Source organism: Sutcliffiella horikoshii, assembly GCF_021991925.1.
GTDB lineage: Bacteria > Bacillota > Bacilli > Bacillales > Bacillaceae_I > Sutcliffiella_A > Sutcliffiella_A horikoshii_F.
This window is the reverse complement of record NZ_RXZI01000001.1, coordinates 710,021-728,734: the sequence shown is the minus strand read 5'-3', so window position 1 is coordinate 728,734 and position 18,714 is coordinate 710,021. Positions and strand designations below refer to the sequence as shown.

At 40.7% G+C, this 18,714-nt stretch carries 16 protein-coding genes; all 16 read right to left on the bottom strand.

Annotated elements, in window-relative coordinates; genetic code table 11:
* Position 1: 1 nt before the first annotated feature.
* Positions 2 to 1,546 carry a tRNA (N6-isopentenyl adenosine(37)-C2)-methylthiotransferase MiaB gene (gene miaB, locus EKQ44_RS03520; protein ID WP_237662152.1) on the bottom strand — a complete coding sequence of 515 codons (1,545 nt, stop codon included), beginning with the start codon at positions 1,544 to 1,546 and terminating at the stop codon, positions 2 to 4.
* A gap of 173 nt (positions 1,547 to 1,719) precedes the next feature.
* Positions 1,720 to 2,898: a glycine C-acetyltransferase gene (locus EKQ44_RS03515; protein WP_237662150.1), complete on the bottom strand. Its 1,179-nt coding sequence runs from the start codon at positions 2,896 to 2,898 to the stop codon at positions 1,720 to 1,722.
* 21 nt (positions 2,899 to 2,919) lie between these two features.
* Positions 2,920 to 3,960, bottom strand: coding sequence for an L-threonine 3-dehydrogenase (gene tdh, locus EKQ44_RS03510; RefSeq protein WP_237662149.1), 1,041 nt, complete (start codon positions 3,958 to 3,960; stop codon positions 2,920 to 2,922).
* Positions 3,961 to 4,330: 370 nt separating this feature from the next.
* On the bottom strand, positions 4,331 to 5,197 hold the full coding sequence (locus EKQ44_RS03505) for a 2-oxoacid:ferredoxin oxidoreductase subunit beta (protein WP_237662148.1): 867 nt from the start codon (positions 5,195 to 5,197) through the stop codon (positions 4,331 to 4,333).
* Positions 5,198 to 6,934 carry a 2-oxoacid:acceptor oxidoreductase subunit alpha gene (locus EKQ44_RS03500; RefSeq protein WP_331254637.1) on the bottom strand — a complete coding sequence of 579 codons (1,737 nt, stop codon included), beginning with the start codon at positions 6,932 to 6,934 and terminating at the stop codon, positions 5,198 to 5,200.
* Between the two features lie 261 nt (positions 6,935 to 7,195).
* Entirely contained in the window at positions 7,196 to 8,155 is a 960-nt protein-coding gene (locus EKQ44_RS03495) for a dipeptidase (protein WP_237662146.1), read from the bottom strand.
* 119 nt (positions 8,156 to 8,274) lie between these two features.
* Positions 8,275 to 8,535 carry a stage V sporulation protein SpoVS gene (gene spoVS / locus EKQ44_RS03490; RefSeq protein ID WP_010193268.1) on the bottom strand — a complete coding sequence of 87 codons (261 nt, stop codon included), beginning with the start codon at positions 8,533 to 8,535 and terminating at the stop codon, positions 8,275 to 8,277.
* 147 nt (positions 8,536 to 8,682) lie between these two features.
* A complete protein-coding gene (locus tag EKQ44_RS03485) occupies positions 8,683 to 9,477 on the bottom strand; it encodes a TIGR00282 family metallophosphoesterase (protein WP_237662145.1) in 795 nt (264 codons plus the stop codon).
* Between the two features lie 247 nt (positions 9,478 to 9,724).
* The gene (rny, locus tag EKQ44_RS03480; protein WP_237662551.1) at positions 9,725 to 11,290 is read right to left on the bottom strand and encodes a ribonuclease Y; all 1,566 of its coding nucleotides are present in this window, start codon (positions 11,288 to 11,290) and stop codon (positions 9,725 to 9,727) included.
* A 539-nt stretch (positions 11,291 to 11,829) separates the two neighbouring features.
* Positions 11,830 to 12,870 carry a recombinase RecA gene (gene recA, locus EKQ44_RS03475; protein ID WP_237662144.1) on the bottom strand — a complete coding sequence of 347 codons (1,041 nt, stop codon included), beginning with the start codon at positions 12,868 to 12,870 and terminating at the stop codon, positions 11,830 to 11,832.
* Positions 12,871 to 13,523: 653 nt separating this feature from the next.
* The gene (locus EKQ44_RS03470) at positions 13,524 to 14,768 is read right to left on the bottom strand and encodes a competence/damage-inducible protein A (RefSeq protein ID WP_237662142.1); all 1,245 of its coding nucleotides are present in this window, start codon (positions 14,766 to 14,768) and stop codon (positions 13,524 to 13,526) included.
* A 235-nt stretch (positions 14,769 to 15,003) separates the two neighbouring features.
* On the bottom strand, positions 15,004 to 15,585 hold the full coding sequence (gene pgsA / locus EKQ44_RS03465) for a CDP-diacylglycerol--glycerol-3-phosphate 3-phosphatidyltransferase (protein ID WP_237662550.1): 582 nt from the start codon (positions 15,583 to 15,585) through the stop codon (positions 15,004 to 15,006).
* Positions 15,586 to 15,688: 103 nt separating this feature from the next.
* Positions 15,689 to 16,576 carry a helix-turn-helix domain-containing protein gene (locus EKQ44_RS03460; protein WP_237662141.1) on the bottom strand — a complete coding sequence of 296 codons (888 nt, stop codon included), beginning with the start codon at positions 16,574 to 16,576 and terminating at the stop codon, positions 15,689 to 15,691.
* Positions 16,577 to 16,598: 22 nt separating this feature from the next.
* On the bottom strand, positions 16,599 to 17,390 hold the full coding sequence (locus EKQ44_RS03455) for a DUF3388 domain-containing protein (RefSeq protein ID WP_237662140.1): 792 nt from the start codon (positions 17,388 to 17,390) through the stop codon (positions 16,599 to 16,601).
* A gap of 279 nt (positions 17,391 to 17,669) precedes the next feature.
* A complete protein-coding gene (locus tag EKQ44_RS03450; RefSeq protein ID WP_237662139.1) occupies positions 17,670 to 17,927 on the bottom strand; it encodes a DUF3243 domain-containing protein in 258 nt (85 codons plus the stop codon).
* A gap of 69 nt (positions 17,928 to 17,996) precedes the next feature.
* On the bottom strand, positions 17,997 to 18,713 hold the full coding sequence (ymfI, locus tag EKQ44_RS03445; protein WP_237662138.1) for an elongation factor P 5-aminopentanone reductase: 717 nt from the start codon (positions 18,711 to 18,713) through the stop codon (positions 17,997 to 17,999).
* Position 18,714: the final 1 nt, after the last annotated feature.

The window sequence follows — 18,714 nt, the reverse complement described above, 5'->3', positions numbered from 1 at the left end:
TTTATACCTCCAGTGCTTCTTCTGCAACTTCTTCGACCAATTCTCCATCCAATGTCCAGGTTTTTGCCTTGACCACTTTTACTTTGACCATTTTCCCGATCACAGATTTAGGGGCTCTGAAGTTGACTAGTTTACTTTTATCTGTATATCCAGCTAACACATCCGGATTCTTTTTGCTCTCACCTTCTACTAATACTTCTACAACCTGACCTTCATATTCTTTTAATTTCTTCGCAGAAATTTCATTTACAAGGGCATTCAGGCGCTGAAGGCGGTCTTTCTTCACTTCCATCGGAACATTATCTACCATTTTTGCCGCAGGTGTACCCTCACGAGGTGAATAGATAAATGTATATGCCGTATCAAATTCCACTTCACGATAGAGGGACATCGTTTCTTCAAACTGCTCTTCCGTTTCGTTTGGGAATCCGACAATGATGTCAGTAGTCAGGGAAGCGTTCGGCATTGCCGTTTTAATTTTCCCAACCAGTTCAAGATAACGTTCTCTATCATATTTACGCGACATCAACTTTAACACTTCCGAACTTCCGGATTGGACCGGAAGATGGATATGATCCAGTAAATTGCCTCCTTTAGCCAACACTTCTATCAAGCGATCGTCAAAATCTCTTGGGTGACTAGTAGTAAAGCGGATACGCGGGATATCGATTTTGCGGATTTCATCCATCAAATCCCCTAAACCATACTTCATATCCTCAAAATCTTTTCCATATGCGTTTACGTTCTGTCCAAGTAAAGTAATTTCTTGATACCCCTGGGCAGCCAGGTGACGGACTTCTTGAATGATATCCTCAGGACGTCTGCTTCTCTCTTTTCCACGGGTATAAGGAACAATACAGTACGTACAGAATTTATCACAACCGTACATGATGTTTACCCAAGCCTTGATTTCACCTTTACGGTTTTTTGGCAGGTTTTCAATAACATCGCCTTCTTTGGACCAAACTTCAATCACCATTTCTTTGGACATATAGGCGTCCTTTAAAATGTTTGGAAGACGGTGAATATTATGGGTACCAAAGATCATGTCCACTTGTTGATAAGTTTTCAGGATTTTGTTTACCACTGATTCTTCTTGGGACATACAGCCACATACACCAATCAGAAGACCAGGTCTTGATTTTTTTAAAGTTTTCAAATGGCCAAGTTCACCAAACACCTTGTTTTCCGCATTTTCACGAATTGCACAGGTATTCAATAGGATTACATCGGCGTCATTCACTGTATATGTTGGTTCATAGCCTAAGGCTAGAAAGATCCCGGCCATCACTTCTGTGTCATGTTCATTCATTTGACAGCCATAAGTGCGTATATAAAATTTCTTACCTTCCCCAAGACCTTGAAACTCCTCAGAAATGGAAAAGTCCTGATAAGCAACTTCTTCTTTTCCGCGCTTCTTCGCGTCTTTTAGAGAAGGTGGTGCATAAACGGACTCGAAGTATTTGCTGAAATCCTTCTCGGATTTTTTGTCCGATGATTTCCCTGCAACTACTTGGCCTGCTTCCACTCTTTGTTTCTCATTCATTGTGATAGCTCCTTTCCAGAAAAAGTAGAGCGCATAAAACCCTACACATTAACATAGTATATTATTTTATGGCTTCTTAAACAATAATTATGAAGAAGATTACATAAATCTACATATTTCTTACACATAACAAGAGAGACACTCAATCACGTGTCTCTCTTGCTGTTCTTCTATTAGGAAATGATTCCAAGCTCTTTACCAGCTTTTTCAAAGATATCCAATGCTTCTTGAAGCTCTTCTTTTGAGTGCTGTGCCGTCACGATTGTACGTACACGTGCCATCCCTTTGGCTACTGTCGGGAATGCGATACCCTGTGCAAAGACCCCGTATTTCAATAGTTTATCAGAGAATTTATGAGAAAGTGCTTCATCTCCCACAATTACCGGAGTAACAGGTGTTTGGCTCTCACCAGTGTCAAAGCCAAGTTTCACTAATCCATCTTTAAAGAATTTCGCGTTATCCCATAGCTTTTCAATAAGTTCGGGTTCTTCAAGTAATACTTGAATGGCTTCATCACATGCCGCTGTAACAGCCGGTGGGTGTGAAGTACTAAATAGGAACGGACGTCCTTTATGGATGAGATAATCAATCAAGGAACGGGAGCTTGCTACATATCCGCCTAGAACCCCGATAGCCTTACTTAATGTTCCCACTTGAATGTGCACACGTCCATCCAAACCAAAATGATTCACCGTACCACGTCCATTTTCACCAAGAACGCCTGAAGCATGTGCATCATCCACCATCACAAGTGCATCATACTTTTCAGCAAGTTCCACAATCTTATCTAAAGGTGCGATATTTCCATCCATAGAAAAGACACCATCTGTCACGATAAGACGCTTGCGGTATTCACCCGATTCTTTCAATGCTCGTTCTAGGTCCTCCATGTCCACATGCTTGTACACTTTACGCGCAGCCTTTGTAAGACGGATACCGTCAATGATCGAAGCATGGTTCAAAGCATCAGAAATAACCACATCTTCTGGAGAAAGAATAGCAGAAAGTACACCCTGGTTCGTAGTAAAACCAGATTGGAAAACAAGGGAAGCTTCTGTATGCTTGAATTTTGCCAGCTTTTCTTCCAGCTGTTCATGCATGGTAAAAGTCCCAGCAATTGTACGCACTGAACCTGTACCTGCTCCATATTTCTCAACTGCTTCCAAAGCTGCTTTAACCAGGCGTGGATGAGTTGTCAAACCTAGGTAGTTATTGGAGGAAAGTTGAATCACTTCTTTTCCATTAATAACTACCTTGGAGCCTTGATCAGATTCCAAAGGTACCAATTTACGAAAAGTACCCTGTTCTTTCATTTGATCTAATTCCTCTTGTAGGTATTCAAAACCTTTCATATAAACCCCTCCTAATTTCTTTTATGGGTGTAAAACAACTTTACCACATTGACCTGAAATCATTAAATCAAAGCCTTTTTCGAAATCTTCAAGTGGGAAGTGATGCGTAATCATCGGCTTGACATCCACTTGACCTGATTTAAGAAGACTTGATACCTGCTGCCATGTTGAATACATTTTTCTTCCTGTAATTCCTTGTACAGTAACGCCTTTGAACACGATATCATTAGTGATATCCAACTCCACCGGACGGACAGGCAGGCTCAGTATGGAAACTCTCCCGCCATTTGTAATCATTTTGAAACCTTGGTTCATCGCAATAGGATGACCGGACATTTCACAAACTACTTCTACTCCATGCCCTTCTGTCAATTCCATTACTTCTTCGACAGGGTTTGCTTCTTTTGCATTGATAACGGTAGTCGCACCCATTTTTGTAGCAAGGTCTAAGCGATACTCGTTCAAGTCAATGGCAATCACTTGAGAAGCCCCGGCTGCTTTTGCTACCCCGACTGCCATGATTCCGATTGGCCCGCAACCGATAACTGCAACGGATTTCCCTGTTACATCTCCTGCAAGGACTGTATGAACCGCATTCCCCATCGGCTCCTGGACAGAGGCCACATCATAAGGCATATCCTTAGGGTTTTTCCAAACATTTACCGCAGGAAGTGCCACATACTCTGCAAAACAACCTTGCGTGTCAACTCCGATAATTTTCGTATCTTTACAAATGTGGTAGTCACCTGTCAAACATTGTGGACACTTATAGCAAACAATATGAGTTTCAGCTGAAACCTGATCGCCCAACTGTACATTGGTCACTTTTTCGCCGACTTCCACGATTTCCCCCGCAAATTCATGCCCGAATGCATATGGAGGGTTTACACGACTTTGGGACCATTCATCCCATGTATAAATATGCACATCCGTCCCACAAATAGAGGTAGCTTTCACTTTTATCAATACTTCATCATCTTTAATTTTAGGTATATCTATCATCTGAAGTTCAGCACCATATCCACGATGATGCTTCACAATCGCCTTCATTTTTCCATTCACAGAGAACACTCCCTTATAAATATAAAAACTAATAATCTTGAATACTAGTAAGAGTGTATCATCTATAAGAGTTTGTGTAAACCGCATTGTCCACTGGTGACGGACAACTGATTATGTCAGAGAAAAAATATAAGATTTTTTAAAACTTTTTCGTAAGCGTTTACATTTGGTTATTAATTCCGTTAAGGTTTACAGTTGATTTCCGCAGAGGGCTTCTCTTCTTGCGGTGGCCTTTGAGCCTCCTCGCCCTGCAGGGTTTCAAGATTCTCGCTATCCGCCAGCGACTTTTAAACAGATATCAACTGTTTAAAATAAATTCTGTTTAAATAGAGAAAAGCCCCGGCAGTTATGCCAGGACTTTTTCTGATTGTTACATGAATTCTTTTACTAGTTCGTTAAATTGTGCTTCATCCAATTGAAGATCTGCTTTTGCAAGAGGTTCTTCACTGTAATTATGCACTAGCTCTTGATAGGATTGCTGATCTTTGTTCTGGTAGATCAGACCTGTAACCAGACCATTATGCTCCATTAGTGTCTGCATGGCAGAAACTTTATTGTGAGCGTCATATCCTTCAATATCAGCCAATTTAGTCAGGTTCTCTTTAAACCAGTCGTATGTGTTTACTTTGTTGTATGTCACACATGGACTAAACACGTTGATTAAAGAGAATCCTTTATGGTTGATTCCTTGTTCAATCAAGGAAGTTAGATCTTTCAGGTCAGTTGAGAAGCTTTGGGCAACAAATGTAGCACCAGCTGTCAACGCCATCTCCATTACGGAAAGTGAAGACTCGATGGACCCTTGAGGAGTTGACTTCGTTTTAAAGCCCACTTCACTACGCGGTGACGTTTGACCTTTCGTCAATCCATAAATTTGGTTATCCATTACAATATATGTAACATCGATGTTACGACGAATTGCATGAATAGTATGTCCAAGTCCAATGGCAAATCCATCTCCGTCTCCACCAGAAGCGATAACGGTGAGGTCCTTATTCGCCATTTTCACACCTTGTGCAATTGGCAGTGAACGCCCATGGATACCGTGGAAGCCATAAGAGTTGATATAACCTGAAATACGACCAGAACAGCCGATACCAGAGACAACTGCAAGGTTTTCTGGCTCTAAACCAACATTTGCAGCAGCCCGTTGGATGGCAGCTTGTACAGAGAAGTCTCCGCAACCTGGGCACCAGTTAGGTTTTACATTATTACGAAAATCTTTAAACGTTGCCATTTATAACAACTCCTTGCATTTTGTGTGGATTTCTTTCGGTAGGAATGGATCTCCATCATACTTCAAGAGACTACTGATCTTTTCATGCTCGCCGACATTCATTTTCAAGATACTGGCAAGCTGACCTGTAGCGTTGTATTCCACAACAATTACTTTTTTCGCTGCTTTTACAAGAGGTGCCATTTTCTCAGTCGGGAACGGATGAATAAGGCGAATTTGTGCATGGTTGGCCTTAACGCCATCCATTTCCAGTCTTTCCATCGCTTCTTCAATGGTTCCTCGGGTCGAGTTGAATCCAACTAGCAATACATCTGCTTCTTCATGCTTTGCATTCACATGTACAGGTGTATTGAATTTTAAATTATTTAATTTTCTTAGACGCTTGTCCATTTGAGCTTGGCGGTTTGCTGCAACCTCAGAAGGTTTCCCCGTCTCTTCATGCTCTACCCCGGTCACGTGGTGAATGCCATTTTTCATGCCTGGGATGACACGTGGAGAAACACCGTCTTCCGTTACTTCATAACGCTTGAAGTATGCTTTCACATCAGAAGCAGGTATCTCTTGGTTGATATCCAGCTTGCCACGTCTGATCTCGATGTTTTTGTAATCTAATGATTCAACAGATTGCTTTCCTAAAGACAATTGCAAGTCAGTTAAAAGAATGACTGGTACTTGATACTCTTCTGCAATGTTAAATGCTTCGATTGTATCGTAGAAAGCCTCTTGGACTGTACTTGGTGCCATGACAACTTTCGGGATTTCCCCATGAGTACCATAGATCATAGCCATAAGGTCGGATTGTTCAATCTTTGTTGGTAAGCCAGTACTTGGACCTCCACGTTGCGTATCTACCACTACTAGAGGTGTTTCTGTCATACCGGATAGCCCGATTGCTTCCATCATAAGAGATAGACCTGGTCCTGCAGATGCAGTCAACGTGCGAACACCTGCATAGTTGGCCCCGATAGCCATTGTACATGCCGCAATTTCATCTTCCGTCTGGATGACAGTACCACCGAATTTAGGCAGCTTTTTAATTAGATACTCCATGATTTCAGAAGCAGGAGTGATAGGATATGCCGGCATGAAGCGAGAGCCTGCAGCAACTGCTCCTAAAGCGATGGCGTCATTCCCGATCATGAAGAGGCGTTTATTGCCATCCGCTTTTTCAAGTTGCATGGTTTCCACGTTTTCAGCTTGCTCTTTTACAAACTGAACACCTGCTCGGATTGCTTCCATATTTTTTTCAACAATGGATTCACCTTTTCGACCGAATATTTCCTGGACGACTTCACGGAAGGATTCCGCGTCCAGATCCAGAATGGCACTTGATGCTCCAACTGCCACCATGTTCTTCATTAATGAAGTGCCTAGTTCCGTAGCAATTTCCGTAAATGGAACTGCATATAAGGTTGCCTTCCCATCCTCCGGGATGCTAGGTTTGAACTTGGCATCCGCAATTACTACGCCACCTTGACGCAATTCATGATAGTTCACATCGATGGTCTCTTGATCAAATGCTACTAATATATCAAGGTCGTCAGAGATCGAACGGACTTGAGTGGTACTAACACGAATTTTATTGTTCGTATGGCCACCTTTAATACGTGAAGAGAAATGGCGATAGCCATATAAGTAATAACCTAAACGATTTAATGCGATGGAGAATATTTCACCAGTACTTTCAATACCTTCCCCTTGTTGCCCTCCAACTTTCCATGAAAGTTGATTGATCATGTGCCTTACACCCCTTTAATTACGTTCATTATCAGAATATTGTACGATATTTATTGTAGCACTATTCCCATCATATAACTAGAAATTATCTATTAAATATAAAGATCATGACACGGATAAAAAACCGCTGGATATGTACTAAACGCTTTCATTGTAGACCTATTTTTTTAAAAATACAAGTCTTTGAATAAATTTCTTTCGAAAAATTTGGATATTTCTGTAGTGCGGCAAAAACCTTTGAGAAACCTAGTATTCACCTTATTATCGCGGAAATCTGGAATAGAAATTATTAAACAAAAATCCCCTGACATCTGTTTCAGAATAGTATTTTAATAAACTGTTTACTAGGTTTGAATACTCTTCGTACCGTCCTAAATCATGAACAGTATGATCGATCCCATCAAAGTCTGAACCGAAACCAATATGGTGCACAGCCCCAAGCGAACAATAATGCTCTATATGTCTGATGATATCGGTTATCTTGACATCCTTTCCATCTGATAAAAACTGAGGAACAAACGTCACCCCAATGGCAGCATTTTTCTGGATGAGCGCTTGAATCTGGTCATTTGATAGATTTCTTGGATTGGAACACACAGCCTTGCAATTGGAATGGGAAGCTATCACATAATCCCCAACTTCCATCACATCCCAAAAACCCTTAACAGATAAATGGGAAACATCTGTCCAAATAAAATGGTCATTGTTCATTTTGACAACTTTCCGACCAAAAGAGGATAAGCCTGCACCTCTTTCTTCTAGGATCCCATCTGCCACAGCATTTGCATGATTCCAAGTCAAACCGACGGAAGTCACACCCAATCGATACAGTATCCGCAGCTTTTCAATATCAGCTCCTATGGCGTCGCATCCTTCCAAGGTCAAGATGGCACCAACCTGTCCCGGTTTCAATTCAGCTATTTCTTTTTTTGTGGTTACCAGTTTCATGTTAGGAAATCTCCGTAAAATCTTCTCATAAAAAAGATCTATCATTTCAACCGCCACATTAAAAGCAGATTCCATCCTCACCTTCTCTGGGACATATACCGCAAAACACTGCACTTTCGCATCCGTCTGCTTTAAACCATCCCAGGTCACATGCAACTCTTCACTATCTTTAAAAGATAACTTCCGATTCTCCCACATTTTCCATAGGACATCACAATGGGCATCAAATATTTTCAAAAACAATCCCTCCACTACTGTCTTACCAATTGACATTATCCCTATACACCAATTTTATAGATTTGACCCGTATCATATTTAACTTAGAACTGAAATAACCATAAACAAACCTGTTTGCAAAAACAAGCAAACAGGCTTCTTAAGAAACTATTTTTTTATCTTGGCTCAACGATGAGCTTAATTGCCGTTCTCTCTTCTCCGTCAATTAATATATCCGTAAAAGCGGGGATGCAAATCAGATCCACTCCACTTGGTGCGACAAACCCGCGCGCAATGGCGACCGCCTTCACAGCTTGATTGAGGGCACCGGCACCTATCGCTTGAATCTCGGCACCTCCACGCTCTCTTAAAACCCCTGCTAAAGCCCCTGCTACAGAATTTGGGTTTGACTTAGCTGAAACCTTTAATATCTCCATTTCTAGCTCCTCCTTAACATTTACAGTATATGGTGAAAGATCCATAGATGAATGAATTGTTAATAATTTCATTCCTACTATATTCAGGAGAAGCCCGATGTATTCCTTAGGTAGTCAGATAAGTATCTAAATATTCATTCTACTGCTTTAATCAAAGAATGGGTGATCTTCATTTATCATGAGTGGTTGGATTTTCTTAGCTTTGCCTGTTTTCATATCCACATCAATCAGCACACCATTTAGTTGGGCTCTACCTTCTGTCACTTCAAATCTTACAGGTAGGGCAGTCGTGAAGCGTTTAAGCACCGCCTCTTTTTCCACCCCCAAAATACCATCATATGGGCCAGTCATCCCAACATCTGTAATATAGGCAGTACCTTCCGGGAGAATCCGATAATCATTCGTCTGTACATGAGTATGTGTACCAACCACACCAGTCACCCTTCCATCCAAGTACCAGCCGATTGCTTGTTTTTCACTTGTCGCTTCTGCATGAAAGTCAACAAATATAAATGGTGTACGTTTTCTGGCTTCATCCACCAGTTCATCCACTTTATTGAATGGGCAATCTATCGGAGGCAAAAATGTACGTCCTTGAAGATTGATTACTGCCAGTTCCTTCCCTTCAAATGGAAGGTATGCGATCCCTTTTCCTGGATTTGAACTAGGAAAATTAGCAGGGCGAATCATATGTTTGGCCCCTTCAATAAATTCAAAGATCTCCCTGTTATCCCATGTATGATTACCAAGAGTGACAAGGTTGGCACCGGCTTTCAAAAAGCCCTGATAGATTTTCTCGGTAATACCTTTTCCTCCTGCAGCATTTTCCCCATTAACAATGGTCACAGCTGGTCTATATTTACTTTTTAATTTAGGTAGGTATTCACTCACCATTTTTCTCCCTGGTGCCCCTACTACATCTCCAATAAATAATATTCTCACGTTCACTAATCCCTTCTAACAATCAATTTCTCTTTTTAGTTTTACATATGTAAGCGGAGGATGCAAATAAACAAAAGACTGTCCTGATAATTGTTCACTTCTCCATTAACTCCAGTTGATTTCCGTCCCAAAAGCTCCCTTTCAAATGAATAAAAAAGTCCAATTGCCGACTTTTTACTAGTGAATAGCAACTATCTTTGAGAAAAGAGCCTTAGCAAAAAAAAATAAAGCGGTGCTAGGCACCACTTTATTTAGCATATTCTACAGCTCTTGTTTCACGGATGACCGTTACTTTGATATGTCCTGGATAATCCAGTTCTTCTTCAATGCGTTTACGGATGTCCCGTGCCAGTCGATGAGCTTCTAGATCGTCGATGGTATCAGGTTTCACCATGATTCGTACTTCACGTCCTGCTTGAATCGCAAAAGACTTCTCAACACCTTCATAGCTCTCTGAGATTTCTTCCAGTTTTTCAAGTCTACGGATATAGTTTTCCAACGTCTCACTACGAGCTCCTGGCCTTGCCGCTGATAACGCATCAGCTGCAGCAACCAAGACCGCGATAATGGAAGTCGGTTCTGTATCACCATGATGGGATGCGATACTGTTGATGACAACTGGATGCTCTTTATACTTCGTTGCCAACTCTACACCAATTTCAACATGGCTTCCTTCTACTTCATGGTCGACAGCTTTCCCTATATCATGTAAAAGACCTGCGCGGCGGGCAAGGGTTTCATCCTCACCAAGCTCTGCAGCCATAAGACCTGCAAGGAATGCTACTTCCATGGAGTGTTTAAGAACATTTTGACCATAGCTTGTACGGAACTTCAAACGTCCTAGAATTTTGATAAGATCTGGATGTAAACCGTGTACACCTACTTCAAAAGTAGTCTGTTCACCCATTTCACGAATGTACTCATCCACTTCACGTCTTGATTTCTCAACCATTTCCTCAATACGTGCAGGGTGAATACGTCCATCTTGGACCAGCTTATCCAAAGCGATGCGTGCAGTTTCACGTCTGATCGGGTCAAACCCTGATAAAATAACTGCCTCTGGTGTATCATCAATAATTAAATCAATACCAGTAAGTGTTTCAAGGGTACGAATATTACGGCCTTCACGACCGATGATTCGACCTTTCATTTCATCATTAGGTAAGTTAACGACGGATACTGTTGTTTCAGCCACATGGTCAGCGGCACAACGCTGTACGGCTAATGAGAGAATCTCTCTTGCCTTTTTATCCGCATCTTCTTTTGCTCTGTTTTCACTTTCTTTAACCATCAGAGCAATGTCGTGGGACAATTCGTTCTCAACACGATCCAAAATGATATTCTTGGCTTCTTCTCGTGTCAATGCTGAAATGCGTTCCAGCTCTTCCTGCTGTTTGCGCACCATATCATCCACTTTGCTTTCTAATTCTTCAATATGCTGTTGTCTATCGTTTAAAGAATCTTCACGCCTTTCTAATGCAACTTCACGTTTATCAAGCGATTCATCTTTTCGATCAAGATTCTCTTCTTTTTGCATTAAACGATTTTCTTGTTTTTGCAGTTCGCTTCTACGATCTCGAATATCACGTTCAGCTTCAGTTCGAAGTTTGTGAATTTCGTCCTTCGCTTCCAAAAGAGCTTCTTTTTTAAGCGATTCAGCTTCGCGTCTGGAATCTTCCACAATTTGATCCGCGACACTTCTCGCGCCAGCAATCTTTTGTTCGGCTATGGATTTACGAACATAAAAGCCAACAACTACACCGACGATTAGGGCAAGCAAAGCGGAGATAATAATTGGCAGATAATAATCCATCATTACACCTCCTCTTGCTATGAACTTTTTTCTTGCTAGATTTCATTGTCGGCATGTACATTGTAACAATGTTTGTCAATATACAGCTCAAGGGCTTTTGCTTTTTTATAGCTCTAAAATTCTAACAAAATGTAAATTATACATACTAATTGTAAATCTGTGAAAAATTATTGTCAAGCCTGTCCTGGTAAGGATATGGCCAATTTGGTAAACTAAACCTGTTTTTTATGTTTTTTAATGAAATATGAAAGCTTTTTAAGCAATAAGACCCTGTAATGACTACAGGGTCTCAGACTGTTTACAAACTATAAACTAGTTATGTTATCTGTTAGAAAAGTTGATCTTCGTTGCAGGAGCTTCGCTTTCCGCGGGCAGTCCGGAAGCCTCCTCGGGCTACGCTCTGCGGGGTCTTCCATGTCCTTTCCTCCCGCAGGAGTCTTCGCTCCTTCCACTGCGATCAACTAGAAAATTTCATTATTTTAAGCTTTGTCTACACACTGCAAGACCCTGTAATGATATACAGGGTCTTGGGGGATTTATTAAAAATCTAATTCTTCTTGATCCATTTCTTCTTCCGCAGGAGCATTGATTTCTTTATCTAATCCATGATGATCACGGATTTGCTGATGGATTTCTTTTAGAACATCCTTATTTTCCTTTAGGAACTGTTTCGCATTTTCGCGACCTTGTCCTAATCTTTCTTCATTATAGGAGTACCATGATCCACTCTTTTGAACAATATCAAGATCGGATCCCATATCAATTACTTCACCTTCTCTGGATATTCCTTCACCGTACATGATATCCACTTCAGCAACTTTGAAAGGAGGAGCGATTTTATTTTTAACGACTTTAATTTTTGTTTTGTTCCCGACAATATCATGTCCTTGTTTCAATTGCTCGGCACGACGCACTTCAAGTCGCACGGAAGAATAGAATTTCAGGGCACGGCCACCAGGAGTCGTTTCCGGATTACCAAACATAACCCCTACTTTTTCACGAATCTGATTGATAAAGATGGCAATGGTTTTTGATTTATTGATGGCACCAGAGAGTTTACGAAGGGCTTGGGACATTAAACGAGCCTGAAGACCAACGTGAGAGTCTCCCATTTCACCTTCAATTTCCGCTTTAGGTACTAGGGCCGCTACAGAATCGACAACGATAATGTCAACTGCACCACTTCTTACAAGTGCTTCTGCGATTTCCAACGCTTGTTCACCAGTGTCTGGTTGAGAAAGAAGAAGCTCATCAATGTTTACACCAAGTTTTTGCGCATATACTGGATCCAATGCATGCTCCGCATCAATAAACGCAGCTTGTCCGCCTTGTTGCTGTACTTCTGCAATAGCATGAAGGGCAACAGTCGTTTTACCGGAAGATTCTGGACCATATATTTCTACCACTCTTCCTCGTGGGTATCCGCCAGCACCTAATGCAACATCCAATGCCAACGATCCACTTGGGATAGTGGAAATCTTTCGTTCTGTTTGTTCCCCCAATTTCATGATGGAACCTTTACCGAATTGCTTTTCTATCTGTTTTAACGCCATATCCAATGCAGCTTTACGATCACTCACACAATTTCCTCCTCTTATCTATTAAACTAAATGATTAGTATCTATTAACTACTCTTACTATACCCTTTTTCAACTCGTTTGGCAACTAAAAAACGAACATCCATTCGGTTTTTTGCATCCAAAAACGAACGCAAAAAAACAAATTACCCTAAGAGGAAAACTGGTTTTCCAAGAAATATTTTATTGAAAATACAAAATTGACTTTTTGGGGATGAACCAAATTTTTGAATGTCCTAATCCTCAGTATTATTGTCCAAACGCTAATGTAGATTGTCCGAACACCTCTTCAAAACAAGCCTAGAATGTCCGAACTCATGAAAAGTTTGTCTGAACCATTAAAAACACGATCAAAAATGCAAATTTCCATTAGATCTCCGCAGATTCCCCATTAAAATTTAGTAGAAACCCATTCCCAAGTTGTAATAACAATCGTAAGTTCTTCAGAAGCTGTCCATAATCCACCAAAAGTTCTTCACCCAAGACCATAAATTAGCCCCTAAAAACCAAAGGCTATTATCGTAAACTTTGTTGTTTTTTCCTATTTTTAAACCAATCGTTACTACATGCAAATTTTAGAGTATAAGCATTCAAAAGTCCAATTGGAGACTTTTTATAGCATAATCTCTAAAAAAAGTAGTTGAGGTTCCCCTCAACTACTTGAACAATTCTTTCAATAGATAGTGACAGCCATATTTTGCAGATCTATGTCTTATACCATCTCTTGTCCCTGCCAAATGAATTTCATGAACGATGGTTTCATCAGTTGGTAGAGCTATTCCAATAAACACTGTGCCGACAGGTTGATTATCCATTGTTCCAGGACCTGCAACCCCTGTGAAACTGATACCGATATCCGTTTGCAGTAACTTCTTCACCCCGATAGCCATTTCTTTTGCAGCCTGCTCACTTACCGCTCCATCATTTTCAAGTGTTTGTTTGTTAACGCCTAGGACATTTTCCTTCACACCATTGGTATAGCTGACAACAGCCCCTTCAATTACTTCAGAGGCACCAGTGAAGCTTGTCATCCTTTCAGAGAATAACCCTCCAGTCAGGCTCTCAGCACTGCTAAGTGTGTACTTGGACTCTTGGATTTTTTTAAATAGGACAGAGTAGATCGTATCTTCATCGTATCCAAAGAAGAAATCGCCGACTCGATCCAATATTTCCTTTTCGGATTGTTCTATAAGACGGTTAGCCTCCTCGATGGAATGGTGCTTTGCTGTAAGTCTTAATGTCACCTCGTTGTCCCCTGCAAGCGGTGCGATGGTCGGATTTGTTTGCTTGTCTATTAGATCTAAAATATCTGTTTCAAGCTGGGACTCTCCAATACCGAAAAAACGGAGCACCTTGGAAACGATCTGTTCTTTTACACCAAGAATATTTAATAGATACTCTCTTCCATAGACGGAAAACATCGGTTGTAGCTCTTTGGGAGGGCCAGGTAATAGCATATATGTATGAGACCCGTCACTAAGCGCCATTCCCGGAGCCATTCCAAAGTCATTCGCCAAGATGGCAGATCCCTCTAAAACGAGAGCTTGCTTTTTATTGTTCTCGCTCATCACTCGCTGTGATTTCTTGAAATAAGCTGCAATGTTGGACATTGCTTCATCATCCATTACCAATTGTTTATCTAACACTCTTGCAATCGTTTCTTTGGTTAGGTCGTCTTTCGTTGGTCCAAGACCACCAGTGAAGATCAAGAGATTGGATCGTTGCTTGGCAGTCTTGATGGCATCCATCAATCTAGAAGGATTATCTCCTACTACAGTGTGGTAATACACGTCCACCCCAAGTTCGGCAAGCTGTTTTGAAAGGAATTGGGCATTGGAATTACAGATTTGCCCAAGCAGCAATTCAGAACCTACAGCAATGATCTCTGCGTTTTTAATCATGGAACTCTCCCCTTTTTAAAGCTCTTTTTACAAGGCTCTTTTCTAAAAGATTGTTGCTATTCACAGTAAAAAGTTGGCAATTGGACTTTTTTACAGCTAACTTACTCTAGACATGCAAGGAGCAGATTCAGTATTCAAAGGAAAAGAGCACGACAGTAAGTAATATAACAGACTGTTTAAAAATACGTAAAAGCAACAAAGTTTGCGAAAATTGCCTCTTACAAAAGGTCCGATTTTACTTGGAATTCATAAAAGCTTGTCTGTTTTTATAGAAATAATCCCATCCGGAAACAACGGTGAAGATCATCGCTACCCAAAGTGCAAGCATATCAAATGGGAAACCGATAAGGGCAAAAGGTAGGTTATGTAGTAATAAAGCAGAAACAGCAATGATCTGTGCCCATGTTTTAATTTTCCCAAGCATATTTGCAGCGACAACTTCGCCTTCACCTGCAAGTACCAACCGCAATCCGGTAACAGCAAACTCCCTGCTTATGATGACAATAACGATCCACGCTGGAGCCAATTGAAGCTCAACAAGCGCAATAAGTGCTGCAGAAACGAGCAGCTTATCAGCTAAAGGATCAAGGAACTTCCCGAGGTTTGTCACCAAATTTAATTTTCTTGCATAATAACCATCTACCCAATCGGTAATGGATGCAATGATAAATATTAGTGCTGCCAGAAGATGTGCGTATGGGATCGAATGATCTCCAAGATAGAAGTCTCCCCAATTGAAAGGTACAAGCATAAGTACCATAAAAATAGGTATCATTAGGATTCTTGAAACAGTTATTTTGTTAGGTAAATTCACAATCATTCCTCCAGCATTCAATATTGCTTTTCCACTATACATAAAATATACAGGTTTGTCTAACGATAGGGAAATCTGTACAAAAAAAGCCATCATCCTGATGACTTTATTGTTGTCCATTTGATACAAATTTAATAGTGACTTTCTGCGTTGTCACTTCATCTACCGGAAAAGGGAAATCTAATGCTTTACCGTTAATTTTGATTTCAGTGGCAGGGACCCATCCAACATTGAAGATTATTTCACTTTCTTCAGAAAGATCGAATGTCTCAGTTTCTCCATCAACCAATTCTTTGCTATGAAAGGATTCACCTTCTGGATTGCTGATTCCTACCCATGTGTTTCCGCCTTTTGCTGAAAGTTCCACTTCGAATGTATCAGTATCCGTCAGTTCCAGCGTAGCAGTAGGTCGGTTTGAAGAAACCTCTGTGAGTGTTCCGGTTGAAGATTCCACCTGCTCCTCTTCTGGTTCTTCTGCAGGTTCTTCTTCGTTCGTCCCTTCTTGGTCGGTGTCTTCCTCCTCACCGCCATTATCGGTAGTAGCAGGATCATAGACTACTCCACGATTGTTGTCTTCTTGCGTATCAGTGGAATTACCCACTCCCCAATTCTGAAAAAGGATATAGAGAATGGCTACGACAGCCACAAAAGCCAAGAACATAAATACTTTTGGTATAAAATTTAGTACCTTGTTATTTTTTGTCGGAACTTGCTTTCTAGTTTTCACTCTCGATAATTGAGGAATCTCATCTTTTTCATTTGCAGGGATATCCTTTTTGTACTCTTCAAAGATAAGCTCTGGGTCCAATCCAACTGCTTCAGAGTACTGCTTAATAAAAGCACGTGCATAGAATTGACCTGGCATGATGGCGTAATTGCCTTCCTCAATACCAATCAAGTATCTTTTCTGTATTTTCGTCGCTGTTTGCAAATCCTCCAGTGACATGCCTTTCTCTTCTCTTGCTTGTTTTAACCTATTACCTAATTCTGTCAATACTTACACCTTCCAACGTTATTTAGAAATCAAAGCCTCCAAAAGGATTCTCTTCAAACATATTATTTGGTTGAACCACATCGTAAGTGATTTCCTCATCTTCATTGTTTCTGAGTTCAATGATATAGTCGAAATCATCAAGCTTATATTCTGTATTTTGCACGAAAATATCAGGATGTTCAACCACTTTTACAGCAGAAATGCGCATTATTTCGCGGATTAGCTGCCAATGCTTTTCGTTCGCCCTTTTAGTAGATACTATTCCATCTATAATGAATAAGTTGTCCACATTGTACTCATCTTCAATCAATTGACTACGTATGGTTTGTTTAAGCAAAGTACTGGAGACAAAAAGCCATCTTTTATTGGCACAGACGCTCGAAGCAACAATGGACTCTGTCTTCCCCACGCGTGGCATCCCTCTGATTCCAATAAGTTTATGTCCATCTTGTTTGAATAGCTCTGCGAGAAAATCTACCAGTAGCCCCAATTCATCCCGAACGAATCGGAAGGTTTTCTTATCGTCCGCATCTCGCTGTATGTACCGTCCATGTCTCACTGCCAAACGATCTCTTAATTTTGGCTCTCTAAGCTTAGTAACAGTTATATTATCCATTGTATTCAATATAGATTCAAGACGGACTATTTGCTCATTTGAATCGCTTAAAAGTAACATTCCCCTTCTTGCATCATCCACTCCATTAATTGTGACAATGTTAATGGATAACATACCCAAAAGGGATGCAATGTCACCTAATAACCCCGGCCTGTTGATATGTATCTCATATTCTAAATACCACTCTATTTTCTCCATCAAACCCCTCCACCCTTTCAGTACGTTTCGTCCTGACATATGTTACTTCTATAATATCCAATAATCACTTAATAAGAAAGCAATACCTTGTGCTCCTTTGAAATTTGGACTTATTTAAGATGGAAGGGCAAGGTGTGAGACTCCAGCGGGGGAGTACCGGTTGGTTTGGAGGTTCATGCACCGTCCTCTGGATAAGCGAACACATGGAACGGAAAGCTAGAGGTGTTAAACAGGAATTCAAAAAGAAGGGCAAACAAAAAAGAGAGGTTGTGGCCTCTCTTAATGCGTTGAATCGTTTTGAACCAATTTAACCATCATATTGGCAATCGCATGTTGCTCTTCAGGACTAGCCACTTTCCAAAGATCTGCTAACACTTTTTCTTGTGGATTCTTTGCTTCCACTTCTTTCGCAAGGTAGTCACCAATTTCATATGCAAGTTGAGAAATGGCACCATTGTCCATTCCCTCATGCTCTGCATGGTTCAATCGATCTCCTAAGAAGCCTTTCCATTGTTCCCAGTTATCAAGTACTGACATATTAACTCCTCCTTCCAATATGTTCAAGAGTTAGTATGTGAAGGTCTTTTTCAATTTATGCATAGGCTGCTAATTCCAACCGCCATTAACCCCTAACACCTGACCGGTAATGTAGGAAGACCTTTTAGACAAGAGAAAGCTGACGGAATCTGCAATCTCATGCGGTGAAGCCAACCTGCCCATGGGAATATCAGCACTTATTTCCATCTTTTCTTCCTCTGAAAAAGATTCAAGCATCTTTGTTGCTACTGCTCCAGGTGCGATGGCATTCACCCTAACGCCATTAAGAGCCACTTCTTTTGCCAATGCTTTTACAAATGAGATCTGGGCGCCTTTAGTCATCGAATAGAGCACTTCGCATGAAGCCCCAATTTCCCCCCAAATGGAAGAGATGATGACAATATTTCCATTACGTTTTTTTATCATCTCCGGCAAAAACGCCTGAATGGTTGAATATAACGATATTATGTTAAGCGATACCATCTTTCTCTTTGTTTTTTCATCAATATCAGTCATCAGTCCGTAATAGGTAAATCCTGCATTGTAAACAATGGTATCAATAGTAGAAAATACATTCTCTTTTATTAATTGGACACCCATCTCTTCTGTTAAATCTGATTGTATAGGCGTTATCTTTTCTGTGCCATATTCGTCCATCAGTTCGAGTATGGTCTTTTTATCCTGATTATAATGAAGATAGGTAGTATATCCTTCCGCTAAAAGTGTTTTGGCTATTTCCTTCCCGATATCCCCACTGGCTCCTATTATTAAAGCTGTTCTACTCATT